The organism is Arthrobacter sp. CAN_A2 (assembly GCF_015752045.1).
GTDB lineage: Bacteria > Actinomycetota > Actinomycetes > Actinomycetales > Micrococcaceae > Arthrobacter_D.
The window spans coordinates 176451-196499 of record NZ_JADOUS010000006.1 but is presented as its reverse complement, the minus strand read 5'-3'; the positions used below and the strand labels follow the sequence as shown (position 1 = coordinate 196499).

At 70.8% G+C, this 20049-nt stretch carries 14 protein-coding genes and 1 pseudogene; 8 read left to right on the top strand and 7 right to left on the bottom strand.

Features of this window, described 5'->3' with window-relative positions; genetic code table 11:
• Together IWX63_RS09875 and IWX63_RS09870 are read right to left on the bottom strand one after the other, a co-directional pair.
• The gene (locus IWX63_RS09875) at positions 1-588 is read right to left on the bottom strand and encodes a dihydrofolate reductase family protein (protein WP_199277995.1); all 588 of its coding nucleotides are present in this window, start codon (positions 586-588) and stop codon (positions 1-3) included.
• A 22-nt stretch (positions 589-610) separates the two neighbouring features.
• On the bottom strand, positions 611-1345 hold the full coding sequence (locus IWX63_RS09870) for an MOSC domain-containing protein (RefSeq protein ID WP_199277994.1): 735 nt from the start codon (positions 1343-1345) through the stop codon (positions 611-613).
• Between the two features lie 226 nt (positions 1346-1571).
• Between IWX63_RS09870 and IWX63_RS09865 the strand changes: the two genes are divergently transcribed.
• Together IWX63_RS09865 and IWX63_RS09860 are read left to right on the top strand one after the other, a co-directional pair.
• A complete protein-coding gene (locus IWX63_RS09865; RefSeq protein ID WP_334685772.1) occupies positions 1572-2630 on the top strand; it encodes a zinc-dependent alcohol dehydrogenase family protein in 1059 nt (352 codons plus the stop codon).
• Entirely contained in the window at positions 2620-5883 is a 3264-nt protein-coding gene (locus IWX63_RS09860; RefSeq protein ID WP_199277993.1) for a beta-phosphoglucomutase family hydrolase, read from the top strand. Before IWX63_RS09865 ends, IWX63_RS09860 begins: the two co-directional genes overlap by 11 nt.
• On the opposite strand, the gene IWX63_RS09855 is transcribed toward IWX63_RS09860, so the two are convergent.
• The 5 genes from IWX63_RS09855 to IWX63_RS09835 all read right to left on the bottom strand — a co-directional run bounded on the left by IWX63_RS09855 (position 5846) and on the right by IWX63_RS09835 (position 13467).
• Positions 5846-8458 carry a cation-translocating P-type ATPase gene (locus tag IWX63_RS09855; protein WP_199277992.1) on the bottom strand — a complete coding sequence of 871 codons (2613 nt, stop codon included), beginning with the start codon at positions 8456-8458 and terminating at the stop codon, positions 5846-5848. The two genes, IWX63_RS09860 and IWX63_RS09855, sit on opposite strands and share 38 nt — an antisense overlap.
• A 188-nt stretch (positions 8459-8646) precedes the next feature.
• A complete protein-coding gene (locus IWX63_RS09850; protein ID WP_199277991.1) occupies positions 8647-9339 on the bottom strand; it encodes an LmeA family phospholipid-binding protein in 693 nt (230 codons plus the stop codon).
• Positions 9340-9418: 79 nt separating this feature from the next.
• Entirely contained in the window at positions 9419-10750 is a 1332-nt protein-coding gene (gene paaK, locus IWX63_RS09845; RefSeq protein WP_199277990.1) for a phenylacetate--CoA ligase PaaK, read from the bottom strand.
• 40 nt (positions 10751-10790) lie between these two features.
• Positions 10791-11510: an IclR family transcriptional regulator gene (locus tag IWX63_RS09840; RefSeq protein WP_199277989.1), complete on the bottom strand. Its 720-nt coding sequence runs from the start codon at positions 11508-11510 to the stop codon at positions 10791-10793.
• Between the two features lie 28 nt (positions 11511-11538).
• Positions 11539-13467, bottom strand: a complete 1929-nt coding sequence (locus IWX63_RS09835; protein ID WP_199277988.1) for an FAD-binding monooxygenase — start codon at positions 13465-13467, stop codon at positions 11539-11541.
• A gap of 232 nt (positions 13468-13699) precedes the next feature.
• Between IWX63_RS09835 and IWX63_RS09830 the strand changes: the two genes are divergently transcribed.
• The 6 genes and pseudogenes from IWX63_RS09830 (at position 13700) to IWX63_RS09810 (ending at position 19979) form a co-directional block, all read left to right on the top strand.
• Complete coding sequence (locus tag IWX63_RS09830) at positions 13700-14299, top strand: GAF domain-containing protein (RefSeq protein WP_199277987.1); 600 nt, start codon at positions 13700-13702, stop codon at positions 14297-14299.
• Positions 14226-14723: pseudogene (locus tag IWX63_RS16930) on the top strand (flavin reductase family protein); the annotation flags it as partial. The gene IWX63_RS09830 and the pseudogene IWX63_RS16930, both read left to right, overlap by 74 nt.
• 174 nt (positions 14724-14897) lie before the next feature.
• Positions 14898-16211, top strand: a complete 1314-nt coding sequence (locus tag IWX63_RS09825) for a UDP-glucose dehydrogenase family protein (protein ID WP_334685771.1) — start codon at positions 14898-14900, stop codon at positions 16209-16211.
• A gap of 180 nt (positions 16212-16391) precedes the next feature.
• Positions 16392-17600, top strand: a complete 1209-nt coding sequence (locus IWX63_RS09820) for a glycosyltransferase family protein (RefSeq protein WP_199277985.1) — start codon at positions 16392-16394, stop codon at positions 17598-17600.
• A complete protein-coding gene (locus IWX63_RS09815; protein ID WP_199277984.1) occupies positions 17587-18852 on the top strand; it encodes a glycosyltransferase in 1266 nt (421 codons plus the stop codon). The genes IWX63_RS09820 and IWX63_RS09815 overlap by 14 nt, the downstream gene beginning before the upstream one ends.
• The gene (locus IWX63_RS09810; protein ID WP_334685770.1) at positions 18822-19979 is read left to right on the top strand and encodes a glycosyltransferase family 4 protein; all 1158 of its coding nucleotides are present in this window, start codon (positions 18822-18824) and stop codon (positions 19977-19979) included. Before IWX63_RS09815 ends, IWX63_RS09810 begins: the two co-directional genes overlap by 31 nt.
• The last annotated feature ends 70 nt before the right edge of the window (positions 19980-20049 follow it).

The following is a 20049-nucleotide window of genomic DNA, read 5'->3' as shown; positions in this document are numbered from 1 at the left end:
TCAGCGCTTCACGCGGTAGCGGGAGATCACGACGCCCGTGCCGAAGACGCGGCTGCCGACGAGCTCGAGGTCCGTCCGGCGGTGGTGGGGCGGGAAGAACGGGCGCCCGCCCCCGACCAGCACCGGATGGACCCGCACCTGGTACTCGTCGATGAGATCCAGCGCCGCCGCCTCCTCCGCGAGGGTGGCCCCTCCGATCGCGATGTCCCCCTCGGCAGGGTCGGCGCGCAGCCGCTCGATCTCGTCGGCCAGGCTGACGGACGCCAGGCGGGTGTTGCTCCCCTGGACCGCGGACAGCGAGTGGGAGAACACGACCTTCGGAAGCCGCTTCCAGAGCGCGGTCCACTCGCGGTCCGGCTCGTCGGCCGATGCGTCCGGGTCGTCGGTCGATGCGTCCGGGTCGTCTGTCTCCCAGTAGAGCATCGTCTCGTAGAGCCGGCGCCCCAGCAGGTGGACGCCGACCGTACGGAGCTCGTCGATGGCGGACCGGAAGACCTCCTCCTCGGGCGTGGTGAAGTCGAAGCCGCCATCCGGGCCGACGATGTAGCCGTCCAGGGAGACCCCCATCGAGTAGGTCACATTGCGCATCTGCTCTCTCCTCCGTGATGTGTCACGACCCCGTACCTCGCAGGGTCACCAGGTCTCCCACGCCGATCGCGCCTATGCGGTCCACGCGGGCCTGCACCCCGAACTCCAACCCATTGTGGACCGAAAGTGCCTTCAGCGCCTTCGTGCCGGCGACCACGCCGGCCTGGGGCTGGTCGATCATCGCGCAGCGGGGCATACCGGCGTCGACCGTGATGACCACCTCGTCCCCGATCGCCAGCTCCACGCCCGCCCAGTCACGTTCGAGGAACAGCGGGTCGGACCCCGTGTCCAGGACGAGATTCGGGCGGAAGCGGCGCTCCTCGACCTCGCCGCCCAGCAGCTCCGCGAGCGCGGCGAGGGACGACGTCGTCACCAGGTGGAGCGGCGACTCGTCGTGGTGCTGGAGAGTGGTCCCCTGCCGCAGCGTGAGTTCCTGGCCGAACGCCGTGGTCAGCGCATCGGCGGTCGCGGGGTCGTCCACCCGGTACGGGACACCCGCGGGGCTGCGGAGGAGGGGGACGCGGTCGCGCCCGTCCAGCTCCGACGTCCAGTCGAGCAGCCCGGGGACGGGCCGGAAGCGGCGCGTGCGCTTGCCGCTGGTGATCCCGCCGTCGTGCGTGTAGACCGCCCAGCGGCGGTCGTGCTCGAGCCCTGACGGGGTGACGGCGGCAGTTCCCAGCGCCTGGCCCGACGTCGACTTCACCGGATAGCGGTAGAGCGCGAGGACCCGGCCGACGGGTGTTCCCTGGTGCGGCATGCGGTCATTCTCGCACCCGTGCGCCGTCGTCGAGGGAGGCCTCCCGGCGGGTACCACCCGGCCCGGGCGAGGTGCCTCACGGGGAGCGGATCAGCGGCCTGCCGAAGCGTACGATGGGGCCTCTACCCAGGGGGTCCCATGTCGCTCGAGGACGATGGACAGGTCCGCGACCCGGTGTGGCATCGGACGGGCGGCACCTTTGCCACCCCGGCTGGGCGGGTGAGCCGTGCGCGCGTGGTGGATTGAGGATGCCGCACTCGACGCCGCACTCGACGCCGGCGATCCCGGGTCCGGCGCGAGGAGCACGTCCGCGCTGGTCTTCGGCACCCGGCCGGACCCCGTCCCGGGCCCCGGCGAGCTCCTGGTCAGCGTCCGGGCGTGCGGGGTGTGCCGGACCGACCTGCATCTGGTCGAGGGCGACCTGCCGGCGAAGCATCCGCGCACCGTGCCGGGCCACGAGATCATCGGCGCGGTGGTGGACACCGGGCCCGGCTGCCGGCTCTTCCACGCGGGCGACAGGGTGGGCATCGCGTGGCTCCGCTCGACGTGCGGAGCCTGCCGTTTCTGCCGTCGCGGCGACGAGAACCTGTGCCTGTCTCCGCGGTTCACCGGTTGGGACGACGACGGCGGCTACGCCGAGCTCGTGACCGTGCCCGAGGCCTTCGCGTACGCAGTGCCGGAGGGCTTCGCCGACGAGGAGGCGGCCCCGCTGCTCTGCGCCGGGATCATCGGGTACCGGGCGCTGCGCCGGTCCGGGGTGCGGCCCGGCGGCCGGCTAGGCATCTACGGTTTCGGGGCGTCCGCCCACCTGGCCGCGCAGGTGGCGATGTTCGAGGGCGTGGAGGTGTCCGTGATGACGCGTTCGGCGAGCGCGCGCCGCCTTGCCGCGGAGCTGGGCGCCGTCTTCGTGGGGGACGCCACTGCGGAACCGCCCCACCCGCTGGACGCCGCCATCCTCTTCGCACCCGCCGGCGGACTGGTCCCCGCTGCCCTGCGCGCCCTGGACCGCGGCGGCACCCTGGCCATCGCGGGCATCTACCTCAGCGACATCCCGGTACTGCACTACGCCGACGACCTCTTCCAGGAACGCCGCCTCTGCAGCGTCACGGCGAACACCCGGTCCGACGGCCGTGAACTGCTGGCGCTCGCCGCACGCATCCCGCTGCGCCCCACCATCCAGCGGTACCCGTTCACCGCCGCGGATCGCGCCCTGGCGGACCTTGCGGCCGACCGCGTCGACGGCGCCGCGGTCCTGTACCTGACCGGCGGTCCCGGTGGGGCCTGAGGACGCCCCGGACTACGGTCCGGGCCCCGCCGTCCGACCATGGCAGCGCGGGACCGGCTCCCCGACCGTCGCAGCCACAGCCTCCCCCTTCGACGCGGTGATCTTCGACCTCGACGGCGTGGTCACGGACACGGCGTCGGTGCACCGGGCCGCCTGGAAACAGCTGTTCGACGCCGTGCTCAGGGATCCCCGGGTGCCCACCGCCGCGGAGGTGCGTCCCTTCGACGACGGCGACTACTACGCCTTCGTGGACGGCCGCCCCCGGGAACAGGGCGTCGCCGTGTTCCTGCATTCCCGCGGGATCGACCTGCCGCCCGGCACGCCGTCGGACCCGCCGGAGGCCTGGACCGAGCAGGGCCTGGGTGCGGCCAAGAACGCGCTCTTCCTCGACGAGCTGCGCCGGAACGGGGTGAGGGCCTTCCCGGGCACGGTCGAACTGATCCACCGGCTGCAGGACAGCCGCGTCCCGTGCGCCCTGGTGACGGCCAGCCGCAACGCCGCCTCGGTGCTCGCCGTCACGGGGCTGGAGGGGGCGTTCGACGTCGTCGTCGACGGGACCGCGGCTGCGGAGCTGGGCCTGCCCGGCAAACCCGATCCCGCCACCTTCCTCGAAGCAGCACGCAGGCTGAAGGCGCGCCCCGCCCGCACCGTGGTCATCGAGGACGCCACGAGCGGGGTGGCCGCCGCGCGCGCCGGCGGGTTCGGGCTGATCGTGGGGATCGACCGGGCCGAGCAGCGGGCGGCACTCGAACGTGCGGGAGCCGACATGGTGCTCGAGGACGCCCGGCAGCTGGACATGGGCCTGGTCCTCACACACCGGTGGCACCTGATCTACGACGGCTTCGATCCCTGGCACGAAGGCCACCGCGAGGCGCTGACCACCCTGGGCAACGGTCGCATGGCCACCCGCGGCGCCGCCCCGGAAGCCTCCGCCGACGCCGCCCACTACCCCGGCACGTACCTGGCGGGCATCTACAACCGGCGCCCCGAGCTGGTGCACGGGGAGGAGACGGAGGGCGAGCACCTGGTCAACCTCCCCAACTGGCTCCCCCTCGACCTGCGGCTGCCGCCCGGCGGGTGGTGGTCCGAGGGCGGACTGATTCTGGTGGGGCAGCACCGGGAGCTGGACCTGAAGCGGGCCGTGCTGTTCCGGCGGGCTGTGCTCGAGGATGCGCAGGGCAGGCGGCTGGACGTCCACCAGCGGCGGATCGTCTCCATGGCGCAGCCCGGCCTTGCGCTGCTGGAGACCACGCTGACCGCCCGCGGATGGGGCGGCACCGTGGAGGTCCGCACGGGGATCGATGCGGACGTGGCGAACGGAAACGTCCCCGAAGACGCGGCACTGGGTGGCCGGCACCTCCGAGTCCTCGACGGCCGGGTGGACTCCGGGGTCGAGACGGTGGAGGTCCTGACCCTGCAGAGCTGCCTCCGCGTCGCCGTCGCCGCCGAGGTCACGTTCAGCGGCCCGGACGGCGCCTCCTCCGCGGTGGGCAGCACCCCGGTGCCCGACGCGGGGTCGGACGGCGGGGCCGGACCGTCCCGCTGGCTGCAGCACCATGTCGCCACCCTGGCGGACGGGGTGCCGCTGACCGTCTGCAAGACGGTCGCCGTCGTCAGTTCGCGGGACCGCGCGGTGTCCTCGCCGCTGTCCGCGGCCCTCGCCGTCCTGGCCCGCGCCGGCGGTGGCCTGAAGCCGGCGCTCGCCGCCCACGAGGACGCGTGGCGGCCCCTGCTGGACCTGTTCAGCGTCGACCTTCACGCCGACCGGCAGACCCAGTTCATCCTGAACCTCCATGTGTTCCACCTGCTGCAGACCCTCTCGGAGCACACTGCCGAGCTCGACGCCGGCGTCCCGGCGCGCGGGCTCCACGGCGAGGGCTATCGGGGGCACATCTTCTGGGACGACCTGTTCGTGCTGCCGCTGGTCACGTCCCGCCTGCCGTCGGTGACCCGCTCGCTGCTGGACTACCGATGGCGCCGGCTGGACGCGGCCCGGGACCGGGCCCGCGCGGCCGGACTCGACGGCGCCATGTTCCCGTGGCGCAGCGGCAGCGACGGCACGGAGGACACCCCGCCATGGCTCTACAACCGTTTCTCCGGGCAGTGGACACCGGATCACTCCCGCCTGCAGCGCCACGGCAGCCTCGCCGTGGCGTACAACGCCTGGCAGTACTACGAGGCGACCGCGGACCGGGACTGGATCCTGGGCCACGGAGCGGACCTGATCGTGGAGGTCGCCCGGTCCTTCGCCGCGGCCGCCGAGTTCGACGCCGCGGACGGCAGGTTCCACCTGCGCGGTGTCGTGGGGCCGGACGAGTACCACGACGGCTACCCGGACCGTGCCGGAGAGGGCATCGACGACAATGCCTACACCAACGTCATGGCCTCGTGGGTGTGCTCACGCCCGGCGAGGATCATGAAGGCCGTCCGCGGCCGGGATCGCCGGGACCTGCGCCGCCGGCTCCGCATCACGGGAGGTGAGATGGACCAGTGGACCCGCCTGGCACGCCTGTTCCACGTGCCCTTCCACGACGGCGTCATCAGCCAGTTCGCAGGCTACGAGCGGCTGGAGGAACTGGACTGGGACCGCTACCGGCGCACGTACGGCAACATCGAGCGGCTGGACCTCCTCCTCGGCGCCGAGGGGGACAGCACCAACCGGTACAGGCTCTCCAAGCAGGCGGACGTCCTCATGCTGTTCTATGTGCTGGGCCAGGACCAGCTGATGCGCCGGCTCCGACACATGGGGTACACGCCGACGGAGGACCAGATGGCTCGGACCGTCGAGTACTACCTCGCCCGGGTGGCCCACGGTTCCACCCTCAGCCGGGTGGCCCACGCCTCGGTGCTCGCGGCGTCGCACCCGGAACGGGCGTGGGCCACCTTCCGCGAGGCTCTCGACGCCGACCTCGACGACACCCAGGACGGCACCACGCGCACGGGGATCCACCTCGGGGCGATGGCCGGCAGCGTCGACGTGGTCCAGCGGAGCTTCGCGGGCCTGCGGATGCACGCCGATGCGCTCGTGTTCACGCCGCGCCTGCCCACGGAGCTGCGGCAGGTCTCCTTCCGGATCCGGTACCGGGGACTGCCGCTGGAGATCACCCTCGAGAAGGACACGCTGACGGTGGTCGCTGCCGAGAGCACCGCCGACGCGGTCCGCGTCCGCGTGGGACGGCACCTGGCGGTCGTGGAGCCCGGCAGCACCCTGCAAATCAGCCTGCGGACGGGCCGACCGCCCTCCGGTGGGTGAGCCGCTTGTGCCAGTAGTCCGCCGCCAGCAGGGCCGGCATGGAGAGCAGCGCCACGAGCAGCCCTGCCACCGTGGGAGGCGCGTGCCCGAGCATGGCGGCAACCGGGACGATGAACAGGAATCCGAGCAGTGCCAGGAGTTCCACGCCCACGGCCTTCAGCATCAGCGGGTTGGTGCGCCAACCCAATCGCCAGGGGGGAACGGACTCGCTGCGGCAGGCGAAGGCGTTGGCGAGCTGGGCCAGCACCACCGTGGTGAACGCCGCCCCGGACGCCGCCGCGAGGACCCCCACGGCGGGGAACTCGGTCCCGGGGCGCCACCCGGCCAGCCAGAGGGTGAGCGTGAACGCCGTCATCTCGAAGACGGCCTCCACCGGGCCGAGGACAGCGAAGACGCGCACCATCAGCCGGGTGTCCATCAGGTGCCGGCGTTCCGGCGGGCGATGCATGATCCGCTTGTTGGCTTTCTCGCTGCCCAGGGCCAGGGCCGGGAGGAGATCCGTCCCGATGTCGAGGAACAGGATCTGCAGCACCCCGAGCGCCAGCGGGAAACTCCCGCCGGACAGCGCCCAGACCACGAAGGGGGTGAGCTCCGCGACGTTGTCGGTCAGGTGGTAGGTGAGGAACCGGCGGATGTTCGCGTAGGTGGCGCGGCCCTGCTCGACGGCGGCGATGATGGTCGCGAAGTCGTCGTCCAGCAGCACCAGGTCCGCCGCCTCCCGCGCCACGTCCGTGCCGCTGGCGCCCATGGCCACGCCGATGTCCGCTTCCTGCAGGGCAGGGCCGTCATTGACGCCGTCCCCCGTCATCGCCAGGACGTGCCCGCGCAGCTGCAGGGCCTTGGCCACCTTGAGCTTCTGCTCCGGGGACACCCTGCTGACCACCACCCCGTCCCGGTCCAGGAGTGCCCCGAGCAGGTGCGGGTCCTCCGGCAGGTCCTTGCCCTCGAGGACGGTCCGGTCGGGGCCGAGCAGCCCGATCTCCGCGGCGATCGCCGCCGCCGTCGTCGGGTGGTCCCCGGTCAGCATGGCGACCTTGATGCCGGCCGTCCGCGTGGCACGCAGCGCTTCCGCCACCGAGTCCCGCGGCGGGTCGTGCAGGCCCACGAGCCCGAGCAGGGTCAGCTCCCGTTCGAGCTCGCCCGGGTCCTCGGGCCACGTCGCGTCGGACCCGGGCATCCCGGGCAGCACCCGCTCGGCCACCGCGAGGACGCGCAGGCCGCGCCCTGCCATCTCGTCGAGGGCGGCCTCGCACGCCGAGAGATCGGCGGGCGCCACGCACAGCGGCAGCACGAATTCGGGGGCGCCCTTGAGCAGGAGGCGCCCGGCGACGGCCACGGACTCGCGCTTCCGGGCCGGATCGAACGGCCAGCGGGCATCGACGGGCACTTCCGCGTTCCCGCCGGCGCTCGTCCCGGCGCCGTGGTCCAACCGGCGGGCCAGCGCGTCCAGGGCAGCCTCCATCGGGTCCCCCTCGGCCAACCACTGGTCCCCGTGCAGCACGGCCCGCCCGCGGGACGCCGCCTGCGCTGCGCGCGCCAGGCGGCCGGCCTGCACCACGGCGTCCGGGGCGCCGGTGATGCTCGCGCTCGGGGCGTACCCGGTACCGCTCAGTGTCACGACGCCGAGCGGCGTCCAGACGTCGACGGCGCTCATCCTGTTCTGTGTGAGGGTGCCGGTCTTGTCGGTGCAGATGAAGGTCGTGGACCCGAGCGTCTCCACGGCCTGCAAGTGCCGCACCAGGGCGTTCCGGCCGGCCATGCGCTGCGCGCCCATGGCCAGGGACAGCGTGACCGTAGGTAGGAGTCCCTCGGGGATCAGGGCCACGGACACACCGATGGCGAACAGGAAGGCATTACGCCACGACGTCCCGGACAGCAGGGAGACCGCGAAGAACACGCCGCCGAAGGTCAGGGCGACCACCGAGATGATGCGGACCACCCGGCGCAACTCGACGTTGAGGGGGCTCTGGGGCGGCTGGGCGGTGGCGGTCAGGGTCGCGATGGCCGCGAGCCTCGTCTGCGCCCCGGTGGCGGTGACCTCCGCCTCGGCGTCCCCGTTGACGAGGAAGGTCCCGCCGAACCCCGCATCACCGGGCCTCTTGGGCACGGGGTCGCTCTCCCCCGAGAGCATCGACTCATCCACGGTGCAGGACTCCGTCACGGTGAACTCGATGTCACCCGGGATCCGGTCCCCCGCGGAGAGGAGCACCACGTCCCCGTGCACGATCTCCGCGGCGGGGATGCTCACCGCCCGGCCGTCGCGCCGCACGAGGACCTGGGCCGGGAGCATGGCCCGCAGCTGCGACGCCGCGCGTTCGGCCCGGGCTTCCTGCACATAGGAGAAGACCCCGTTGATGATGACCACGATCGTCACGGCGACGCCGAGCTGCGGCATGCCCGCGATGAAGGCCAGGGCCGCTGCCACCCACAGCATCACAGCGAAGAAGTGGGTGAACTGGGCGGCGAACGTACGCCAGCGTGGAACGATGTGCGTCTGCGGCAGGAGGTTGGGGCCGTCCTCGGCCAGGAGCCGGGCAGCGTCCCCGGTGCTGAGGCCTGCGACGGTGGTGGTCATGGACGGGGCCCCTGACAGGGGGCTGCCACGGTTGCTTCCGGACTCGTCGTCTCCGCCGGCCCGGTTCGACGAGCAAGGACCATGACCTTCTCCGACCCTCGGGGCACGGGTCCCAGTATCGGCCCTGGATCCACGACTGGGGAGGGTCCTCGGTCCCCCGTCGGCCACTCCCGCGGGTCAGCGCGGCATCAGGGGGCGAGCGCGATGTCCTCGCCGGTGAGTGCGGCGCGGAACCCGTCCTCCTGGACGGTGACGTCCCTGAGCACGAGCCCCTCGGGCAGGCCTTCGATCTCGTGCTCGATCGTGACGAAGCGGCGGACGACGGCGGCGATCCCCTCGGAGAGGAAGTCCGGGCCGCCGACGTCGATCGAGCGCGGCTCCATGACGAGCCTGCCGCCCTCGACCTCGACGGTGCCGGTGGCGGTGACGGGCAGTTCCCGGCCCAGGGCCTCGACCGTGCGCACCACGGTCGCCTGCCCGTCGTCGGCCGGTCGGACCACGGTGCCACCGCCGAGCTCCGCGGCGACGGCGTCGAACGGCACCGTCGCGTCCACGGCGAGCCGGTCGGCCACCAGCCCGCCCGGTCCGGTGACCACGCCCTGCCCGACCGCCCGCACGTCCCGCAGCGTCGAGCCCGCGGCCATCACGGTCCCGGCGTCCAGCTCCAGGTCGGCGAGCCACACCTCGTCCTCGCCCAGACCGGCGGGCGGCCCTGCCTGGGGGCCTGTCGAAGGCGGGGGGCCGGACTCGGCCGGCGGCGCGGAGGCGCCCGCACCGGCCGGGCTGCTCGCTGACCACCAGAGGACCACGACGGCGATCCCCAGGACGAGGAGCATCCCGAGAGCACCGATCAGCCAGTCCCTGACGCGCGTCCGTTCCATCAGGACAGTCTGGTGGAGTGGCGCCGCGGACGCGAACCTCCGCCGCGGGTCCCGCCGGTGTCCTGTACGCCGGCCGCTGTCAACCGCGGGGCCGGAGGTCGTAGATCCGCCGGAGCTTCCCGCTGGAGCGCACGAGCGAGCCCTGTTCCACGACGGTGACGGCGCACGTGGAGCCGATGTGCGTCTTGACCTGGTGCCGGAGTTCGACGGCGGCCGCGGCCGCGTCGGCGGCCGTGACCCCCTCCCTGGGTTCCACCTTGATGGTCAGCTGGTCCATCCGCTGACCCTCGGGGCGCGTCAGCTCGAGCTGGAAGTGCGGGCTCAGGGCGGGGATGCGCAGCGTGAGCTCCTCGACCTGGGTGGGGAACAGGTTCACGCCGCGCACGATCACCATGTCATCGCTGCGCCCGGTGATGCGCTCCATGCGACGCATGCCGGGCCTCGCGGTGCCGGGCTGCAGGCGGGTGAGGTCGTGGGTGCGGTAGCGGATGATCGGCAGTGCCTCCTTGGTCAGGGACGTGAAGACGAGTTCGCCCGCCTGGCCGTCGTCGAGCACCTGCTCCGTGAACGGGTCGATGATCTCCGGCCGGAAGTGGTCCTCCCAGATGTGCGAGCCGTCCTTGGACTCCACGCATTCACCGGCGACGCCGGGGCCCATGACCTCGGACAGGCCGTAGATGTCGCACGCGTCGAAGCCCGCGCGCCCCTCGAGCTCCTGCCGCATGCCCTCCGTCCACGGCTCGGCGCCGAGGACGCCGGTCTTCAGGGACGTGGACGACGGATCGATCCCTGCCGCGACCATGGTGTCGAGGATGGTGAGCAGGTAGGTGGGCGTGGCGAGGATGGCATCGGGTTCGAAGTCCCGGATGAGCTGCACCTGCCGCTCGGTCTGGCCGCCCGAGATGGGGATGACGGTGCAGCCGAGCCGCTCCGCGCCCGCATGCGCGCCGAGGCCGCCCGTGAACAGCCCGTACCCGTAGGCGTTGTGGACCTTCCAGCCGGGCTTCACGCCGGAGGCGCGCAGCGAGCGCGCCACGAGGGACGCCCACCGGTCGAGGTCTCCGGCCGTGTAGCCGACGACGGTGGGCTGGCCCGTCGTGCCGGAGGACGCGTGGATGCGCGCCACGCGCTCCTGCGGGACGGCGAACATGCCGAACGGGTAGGTGCTGCGCAGGTCCTCCTTGGTGGTGAAGGGGAACTTCGCGAGGTCGGCGAGCTCACGCACGTCGTCGGGGTGGACGCCGGCGTCGTCGAACTTCCGCCGGTACAGGGGCACCTGCGTATAGGCGTGGGCGAGCGTGGCCTGCAGGCGTTCCAGCTGGACGGACTCGAGGTGGTCGCGGGACCACGTCTCCTCGACGTCGAGGGTGGCGGGATCCGCGGCGGACGCACGGAGGGGGATGGTGGTCATAGCTGATCCTTCGCACGGAGGGTGAGGGGATGGGGCCGCGTCACAGGACGGATCCGACGGCGCGGGCGGCTGCGGCGACGCGGGCGCCGATGGCCTCGACCGATCGGTCGCTGTGGAGGTAGACGACGGCGAGCGCTGCGGGGAGCCGGCCGCGGACGTGCACGGGGGCGGCGACGGAACTGACGCCGGGGATCACCTCGTCCTGGCTCGTGGCGTACCCGGTGGCCGCCGCAATTTTCGATGCCTCGCGGTAGGGCGAGCCGGGTGCCAGGCGCTGCCAGTGGGACTCGGTGAGGGCGGACTGGATGGCGATGCCGGGCGCCCCGGCGTCGAACGGGTGGCGCGAGCCAGGCCGCTGGACGAGGGTGCCCTCGCCGTGCGGGGGTTCGACGGCGACGAGGGTGACGCAGTGGTGCCGGTCCCAGACCGCGATGAAGGCCGTCATCTGCAGTTCCGACGCCACCGCAGTGAGTTCGGGCAGGGCGGCCGTCTGCAGCCGGGCCGCCACGCCCCGGGCGAGGTTCGCCAGTCCCGGTCCGGCCTGGAACCGGCCGGCGGCATCCCGGACGACGAGCGAGTGCTCCTCGAGGGTGCGCAGGATCCGGTAGGCGATGGAGCGGTGCACGTCGAGCGCGCCCGCGATCTCCGCCGTCGTCAGCCCGTCCGGGGTGTCCGCGAGGATCTCCAGGGCCCGGATGCCCCGTGACAGGGTCTGGGAGGCGGGGGCCGACGGCGTCGTGGTTGCCGGCGGTGTGGTCATCGCCGGGTCCGTGTGCGCGGTCCGCATGTCAGGCGAAGGTCCGGCCGGCTCCCGGCGTCCCGGGACTGTCCGCCCGGGACGCCAGGAGCGGGGCGAAGAACGCGGCCAGGCCCGCGGTGCCGCTCAGCGGGATCACGTGCGCCACGTACTGGTCGGGCCGGACCACGACGACGACGCCGGCGCGGTCCAGTCCGCGCAGGTCGAAGATGTCCGCGGCCGGATCGGCGGCGTACACCTTCTCGTAGTCGGTGAGTCCGAACGGCCCCACCGCGGGTGTGAACTCCGTCGGGACCCGTCCGATGTCCACCTGCGTGTGGTCCTGCTGGTAGATCACCTTCACGTCGAACCAGGCGTCCCGGTCGGCCCCCGGGGGCGTGGCGGCGAGCGGCGAGTCGGGGTGGGTACCGATCCAGTCGGCGAACGCCTCCACACCGGAGGCCGTGCCCGGCGCCGCGCCGTCCGCGAACACGTAGATGCGCCACCGGCCATCCGCCGTCGCATGATGACCGAGCTGCATCGGGACGCCGTCGCACACCCGGACCACGGGCGCGGACTTGAAGCGCTTGCCGATGGGGAAGCCGGCGGCGAGGTCCTGGTGCACGCCCTCGGCGACGAGCATCGACGGCGCGTACTGCGTCATGAAGCCCGCGGGGAACTCGATGGTCCGCACGTAGAAGTCCTCGAGTTCGGACGGATCGGCGAAGTCCTCCGGTTTCCGCGCCATGAGCGTCGACCATTCCTTGTCGAACGCGATGAGGTCCCTGGCGACCACCTGCCGTTCGGCCGAGTACGTGGCCAGGAGGGCCTCCGGGCTGCGGCCCTCGAGGACGTGCCCGAGTTTCCAGCCGAGGTTGAAGCCGTCCTGCATGGACACGTTCATCCCCTGGCCCGCCTTGGCGCTGTGCGTGTGGCAGGCGTCGCCGGTGATGAAGACGCGCGGGGTGCGGGTGCCCACGTCCTCCGGCAGGACGTCGTCGAACCTGTCGGTGAGGCGGTGGCCCACCTCGTAGACGCTGTGCCAGGCGACGTTCCGCACGTCGAGGGTGTAGGGGCTGAGGATCGTGTTGGCCTTGGCGATGATCTGCTCGAGAGTGGTGGCCCGTACTGCACCGTTGTCCGCCGGGTCCACCTCGCCGAGGTCCACGTACATGCGGAAGAGGTGCCCGCCCTCGCGCGGGATCAGCAGGATGCTGCCGCCGGATCCGGACTGGATGGCGCACTTGCGGCGGATGTCGGGGAAATCGGTGACCGCGAGGGCGTCCATCACGCCCCACGCGTGGTTGGCCTGGTCCCCGGCCAGGGTGCAGCCGATCGCCTGGCGCACGGGGCTGCGCGCGCCGTCGGCCCCCACCACGTACTTCGCCCGCACCGTGCGCTCCGTGCCCGCGTGCTCTCCCGCCGCGCGCACGAGGGTGACCCGCACCGGGTACTCCTGCTCGTCATCGACCTCCAGGCCCGCGAATTCGAAGCCGTAGTCGGGTTCCATGCGTGCGGGTGCGTTCTTCATGAACTCGGCGAAGTAGTCGAGGACGCGGGCCTGGTTGACGATCAGGTGCGGGAACTCGCTGATGGCGGTCGGATCGTCCTCGGGGCGGGCCGTGCGGATGATCCGCGAGGAGTCCGCGGGGTCCGGCTTCCAGAACGCCATCTCGACGATCCGGTACGCCTCGTCGATGATCCGGTGGGCGAACCCGAAGGCCTGGAAGGTCTCGACGCTGCGGGCCTGGATGCCGTCGGCCTGGCCGATCGCGAGCCTGCCCGCGCGGCGCTCGACGATCCGCGTGCTGATGCCCGGGAACTGGGAGAGCTGCGCGGCGGCGATCATCCCGGCGGGTCCGGTGCCGATGATGAGGACGTCCACCTCGTCGGGGAGTTCCTGCGGGCGATCGAGTCCGACGCCGGCGGCCGGCTGGACGCGGGGGTCACCCGACACGTAGCCGTGGTGGTGGAATTGCACGGGCTGGCCTCACTTCATCGTGGATGTGCCGTGGCTCGCGTGTTCGATAATCGAACACGCCGTTCTTCTTTCGTAGGGCGATGGTAGCCCGGGTGGCGGCGGTACTCAATGGTGGCCCACTGCGCTCCGATCGCCAGCTGCGTGCAGCGAAACCTGATCAGTGCCCTTGCTGTTCGTTTGTCATACTCGGAAGAGGATGTGTCGCTGGGGCACTTTCCGGGTGAGGAACAGCATGACCGATCGCGGACCGCGAACAGTAGGAGAGCGACCGGATCACGCCGACACGTGGCCGGCGCCCGCACCGGTACGGGACTCGTACCTGCCCGTCACCGAAGGCCCCACAACCCGGGCTGCGGCCCTTGCCGAGGATCAGCGGCGTCGTGACGTCCGACGCTTAGGGCCGACCGATTCGGGCGACGAGGAACGGTTCGACCGGATCACCCGGAGGGCACGGGACTACTTCGGCGTGAGCTCGGCGACCCTTTCCCTGATCACGGACGATCAGCAGTACCTCAAGTCATTCGTCGGTCCGCTGCACCGGCATCTGGACCGGAGCATCGCCTTCTGCAATGTGACCATCCAGCACGAGGAACCGTTGATCATCCCCGACACTCTCTCCGATCCCCGATTCGAGGCCAGTCCCTTGGTGGTCGCCGCCCCGTTCGTCCGGTTCTACGCCGGGGTGCCCCTGCGGGGACCGGGTGGATGGTTCGCCGGCAGCTTCTGCATCCTCGATCAGGACGCACGGGACTTCTCCCGTGCTGATCGGCAGAAGCTCCTCGCCCTGGCCGGTGAAGCCGAAGTGGAGCTCAACCGCTACCTGGAGTCCTGACCGGCACGCCCTGGCCTCCACCTACCCCGACCAGGTGGAGATCCGTGCACGCGATGAGCACCCCGGGCGTCTCGACCTCGCCGCCACGATCAACGCCCGACCCTTCGAGACCGAGGTGTACGCCTGCGGACCCGAACCGCTGCTCCAGGAGGTGATCGACCTCGTACCCGCCGGCAGGCTGCATCTCGAACGGTTCTCGCCGGTTCCGACGGACACCACTGCGCCGGCCCGCCCGCCGGCCCGCCCGGTGGACATCATCTGCGGAAGGAGTGGCAAGGAGATCCATGTCCCTGCGGGCGTGTCCGTCCTCACCGCGCTGCAGGACCAGGCGGTCCCCATCGCCGCTTCGTGTGGCGAAGGGATCTGTGGCACCTGCGAGGTCCGGGTCCTCAGCGGCTCCCCCCAGCATCTGGACTCGGGCGATCACCGTGATGAGGATGAGAACCTTCTCATCGCCGGCTCATGGAGGACTAACGTCCGGGTGACTGAATGGGGACTTCCGGAGGATCAGCACGCGGTCACGCGATTCCACCTCGGAAGACCCCGCCGGTGCTGCCCCTCATCCGCAGACTCCTGCACGTACGTGAAGAGGACAAGCATGCGCATATCTGTCATCGGTTGCGGATACCTGGGGGCCGTCCATGCGGTCTGCATGGCCAAGCTCGGCCATGACGTCGTGGGTATCGATGTCGACCCCCGCAGGATCGACGACCTTCAAGCAGGGCGTGCCCCGTTCTTCGAACCCGGCCTGCCCGAACTGCTGGACGAGGTCCTGACGACCGGGCGGCTGAAATTCAGTTCCAGCATGGCCGACGCCAAGGGAGCGGAGGTGCACTTCCTCTGCATCGGCACACCGCAGCGTAAGGGCGAATACGCGGCGGACCTGCGCCATGTCGACAGCGCCTTCGCGTCGCTGCTCGATGCCCTCGAACCAGGCAATCTCGTTGTCGGCAAGTCCACCGTCCCCGTGGGCACCGCGGCCCGCCTGGCCGATGATCTCTCGCGGCGGCATCCCGACGGTATCCTCGCCTGGAATCCGGAGTTCCTCCGTGAAGGACTCGCCATCGACGACACGCTCTCCCCCGACCGTCTCGTGTACGGCCTCCCCGAGGGCGAGGCCGGCCTCCGTGCCACGCAGATGCTCGACGCCGTCTATGCCGCCCCCCTGTCGACGGGCACCCCGCGACTGTGCTCCGACTACGCCACCGCGGAGTTGGTCAAAGCCGCAGCGAACTCGTTCCTCGCAACGAAGATCTCCTTCATCAACGCCATGGCCGAGGTCTGCGAGGTCACAGGCGCGGACATCACACTCCTCGCCGACGCGATCGGGATGGACGATCGAATCGGCCGGAAGTTCCTCAACGCAGGTGTGGGCTTCGGCGGTGGCTGTCTCCCGAAGGACATCAGGGCGTTCATGGCACGCGCCGGCGAGCTGGGCGCCGACCAGGCGCTCACCTTCCTGCGTGAAGTGGACGACATCAATGTCCGGCGTCGCATCCGCACCGTCGAGCTCACCCGAACCCTGGTAGGAGGTTCGCTCCTCGGTAGGCGCATCACCGTGCTGGGAGCGGCGTTCAAACCCGACAGCGACGACGTACGCGACTCCCCCGCCCTCAGCATCGCCGCGCAGCTGCAGTTGCAGGGCGCAGAGGTCACCGTCACCGACCCCGAGGCGATCGACGGTGCACGTCGCCGCTTCCCGGAGCTCATGTACGAGGAGGACCTGACGCAGGCCATGGACGACGCCGACGCCCTGCTGCTGCTCACCGAGTGGGAGGAGTACCGTTCCCTCACCCCGGAAGTGGCCGCGGCCTCGGTGCGCGCCAGGAACATCCTGGACGGCCGCAACGTGCTGGAGCCCGCCAGGTGGCGCCGCGCGGGCTGGAACTACAAAGGAATCGGCAGACCATAGCCCACCACCGGGACGACCGCTCAGGCAGCGTCCCGGCACTGTCTGCACGCGCCGGACCGGGGAGCAGCCCTACGAAACATGAGAAGTCCCTCATGCCCCCATCATGCGCTGCTCATGCAGGGCTGGCTGACTGATATCCCCAGCAACTCATCACCGCATCAAGAAAGTCGGCAATCCACGATGGCAGATTCGCAGCCCCAGGAGCTCAGGGTCGTCCTTTACTCTCATGACTCTCAGGGGCTCGGGCACACACGCCGCAACCTCGCTATCGCCCACGCCCTGTCGGCCGGGCTGCCCGGCTACGCGAACCGACGGGTGACCGGCCTCCTCGTCACGGGAGAATCCTCCGCAACGCGCTTCGATGTCCCGTCGGGATGGGATTGGGTGGTCCTGCCCGGGATACGCAAGAGCAACGATGGTTACCGCCCGCGCCACCTGTCCATCGGGCAGGACGCCCTCATCCAGCTACGCATGCACATGATCGACGCCGTGTTCGACCGGTTCCGCCCCCACCTGGTGATCGTCGACCGCCATGCGTTCGGAGTGGACGGGGAACTGCGGCAGGCCCTGACCGACCTCCGCCTCAAGCGTCCGGCGTGCAAGGTGGTCCTCGGACTGCGTGAGGTGCTCGACAGCCCTCACGTCATGACGCAGGAGTGGGCCAGGATGGGTGGAACCGACCCGCTCAGGTCGGTCTTCGACCAGATCTGGGTCTATGGAGATCCGGCGATCCACGACCCTCTGGGCACAGGCGAGATCCCGGAGACTCTCAGCCCCCTTGTCCGCTACACGGGCTATCTCGCCGCGGGCAGGGTTTCCCGCGGACGATCGACCCCTCTGAGCCAGCCCTACCTGCTGACCATGGCCGGCGGCGGGTCGGACGGCCTTGCGCTGATGCTCGCAGCTGCCGGCGCCGAGGTTCCCGAGGGCTACGAGCATCTCGTCATCACCGGACCTCAGATGCCGAAGGAGCACCGCCGCCTGGTCGAGCGGGCTGCGAGGCCCGGGACGTCGGTCGTCGTCAAGGTGCGCGACGCCCTCTCCGAGATCGAGGGGGCCTCGGCGATCGTCTCGATGGGCGGGTACAACTCTGTCAGCGAGATCATGAGCACCTCCACTCCCGCGCTCATCGTCCCGCGGACCGAGCCCCGACTGGAGCAACTCATCCGGGCCTCCGCACTGGCCCGGCACGGCATCGTCGACATGTGCCACCCCGACGACCTCTCCCCGGAGTTCATCACCGCCTGGTTCATGCGCGCCGCGGGCACCCGGGTGGGCCGTTCCCAGGTCGACCTGACCGGTGTCGCCGCACTCGTGCCTCTGGCCGCCGACCTCCTCGTCGCCGAGGCGGGCACACAGGAGCGGAGGCGGGCACATGCTGCTGTCTGACCGGCCCGGACCCTCGCGCACCGCCTATGTCGTGAAGATGTATCCGCGGTTCTCCGAGACCTTCATCGTGACCGAGATCCTTGCCCGGGAGGCGCAGGGCGAGGACCTGCGCCTCTTCTCCTTGCGTCCACCGGTCGACCCCCGGTTCCACCCGGAGCTCGCACGCGTCCAAGCCGGCGTGACGTATATCGCGAAGCCCTCGAAGATCCTCGAGGCCTGGGGCCTGCTCGGGGAGGGCCTGGCGATCGTTCCGGGGTTCGGGGACCGCTTCGCACGCATGCTGCCCGGACTCCTGGCGATGGACCCGATCGAAGCCCACCAGGGTGTCGGACTGGCCGCCGAGTTCGTCCGCCAGGGCATCACCCATGCGCACGCGCACTTCGGGTCCATGGCCACCCGTGCCACTGCGATCGCCGCAGAACTCGTCGACATCCCCTTCTCCTTCACTGCCCACGCGAAGGACATCTTCCACGAGGAGGTGGACCCGGCAGTCCTCGCGGATCTCATGCGCCGGGCTCATCACGTGGTGACGGTCAGCGACTTCAACCACCGTTTCCTCGACCGTGTCTCGGCCGGCGAGGACACCTCCGTACACCGCGTCTACAACGGCCTGGAACTCAGGCGGTTCCCCTACCGGGACCCGGCACCACGAGGAACGGTGTTGCGTGTCTGCGCCGTGGGCAGGCTGGTCGAGAAGAAGGGGTTCCCCTACCTGCTCGAAGCAGTCGCCCGACTGAAAGCCGACGGCTTCGCCCTGGAAGTCCGCATCGCGGGGGGAGGGCCGCAGTACGGGGACCTCCTCGAGCGGGTAGGTGCGCTCGATCTCGCGGACGATGTCACGCTGCTCGGCCCGAAGACGCAGGAGGAGGTCGTCGCCCTCCTGCGGTGGGCCGACGTCTTCGTGGCCCCGTGCGTCGTGGCCGAGGACGGCAACATGGACGGCCTGCCGACCGTCCTGCTCGAAGCCATGGCCACCGGCGTCCCGTGCATCGCGAGCGACGTCACAGGGATCTCGGAGGTCTTCGACTCCGGTGACGGCGTCGCCACCGGCATCCTGACCCGGGCCGGGTCCACCGCCGATCTCGTGCGGGCCCTCGCCTACTGTGCCTCCGCCGACCTGACCTGGATGGCACGCGCGGCGCGTCAGCTGATCGAGTCCTCCTTCGACTCGGTGGAGCAGGCGCGTCGGCTGCGCGAACTCCAGGACGAAGAGAGCACCCGGTGCGCCCTCAGCTCCTCCAGGGCATCATGACGCGTGTCGCCTACGTGTGTATCGACCCAGGCATCCCTGTGTTCGGCTCGAAGGGGGCTTCTGTCCACGTGCAGGAGATCATCCGGAGCTGGCTGGCACGCGGCGCCGACGTCACCGTGTACTGCACCAGGATCGGCGATTCCGTTCCCGGCGACCTTGCCGGGGTACGGGTGGTGACCCATCCCGTCCCCCGCGGCAGCGGGCCGGAGCGTGAACGGTCCCAACGGGACGCCGCGGCTGCACTGGCTGCACAGGCCGTGAAGGACGGCGTCACTGCGGTCTACGAACGGTATTCGCTCTTCAGCGATGCACTTGCGCGGATCACGACCGCCCTGTCGGTTCCGGGCATCCTCGAGGTGAACGCGCCACTCATCGATGAACAGCGGACCCACCGTGCACTGCACGACGAGGGAACAGCACTGCGTGCACTCAGGATCCAGCTCTCCGCGGCGACGGTGATCGCCTGCGTGTCCGATCCCGTTGCTGCCTGGATCGCCGGACACGCATCGCCCGGCTCCCGGCCCAGGATCATCACGGCACCGAATGGGGTCAACGTGGAGCGCATCGTGCCCTCCGCGGAAGCCGACGGTGCCCCGACCGTCGTCTTCGTCGGCACCCTCAAACCATGGCACGGGGTCAGCGACCTCATCGAGGCCAAAGCGCTGTCCGACGGTTCCTGGAAGCTGCGGATCGTCGGAGACGGCCCCGAGGCCGCGAGCCTACGCGCACTGGCCGGTGCGAAGGGTGTGGACGTCGACTTCACGGGAGCGCTGACCCCCGCGGAGGTGCCCGCGATGCTCACCGGCTGCGCGATCGCCGTGGCACCCTACCCCCGGACCGAACGGGAGGAGGAACAGTACTTCTCCCCGTTGAAGATCTATGAGTACTGCGCCGCCGGATTGCCGGTCGTGGCATCGGCCGTCGGGCAGGTGCCGGACATCATCGACCACGGGGTGACGGGTCTGCTCGTCGAACCCTCCCATCCCGCGGCCCTGGCAGCCGCCCTGGACGAGCTGGCGGGAACGCCGCTCGCACGCCGCAGCATGTCGGTAGCGGCCCGCCGCTTCGCGGAGGACCACAGCTGGGACGCTGTCCTCGATGCCATCCTGGAAGGGAGCACTCTGTGACCAGGCAGACCAGGTCGACCACCCCGGGCCCGGCGCCCTCCGTACCACCGGCGAAGCCTCTACGAAGGAC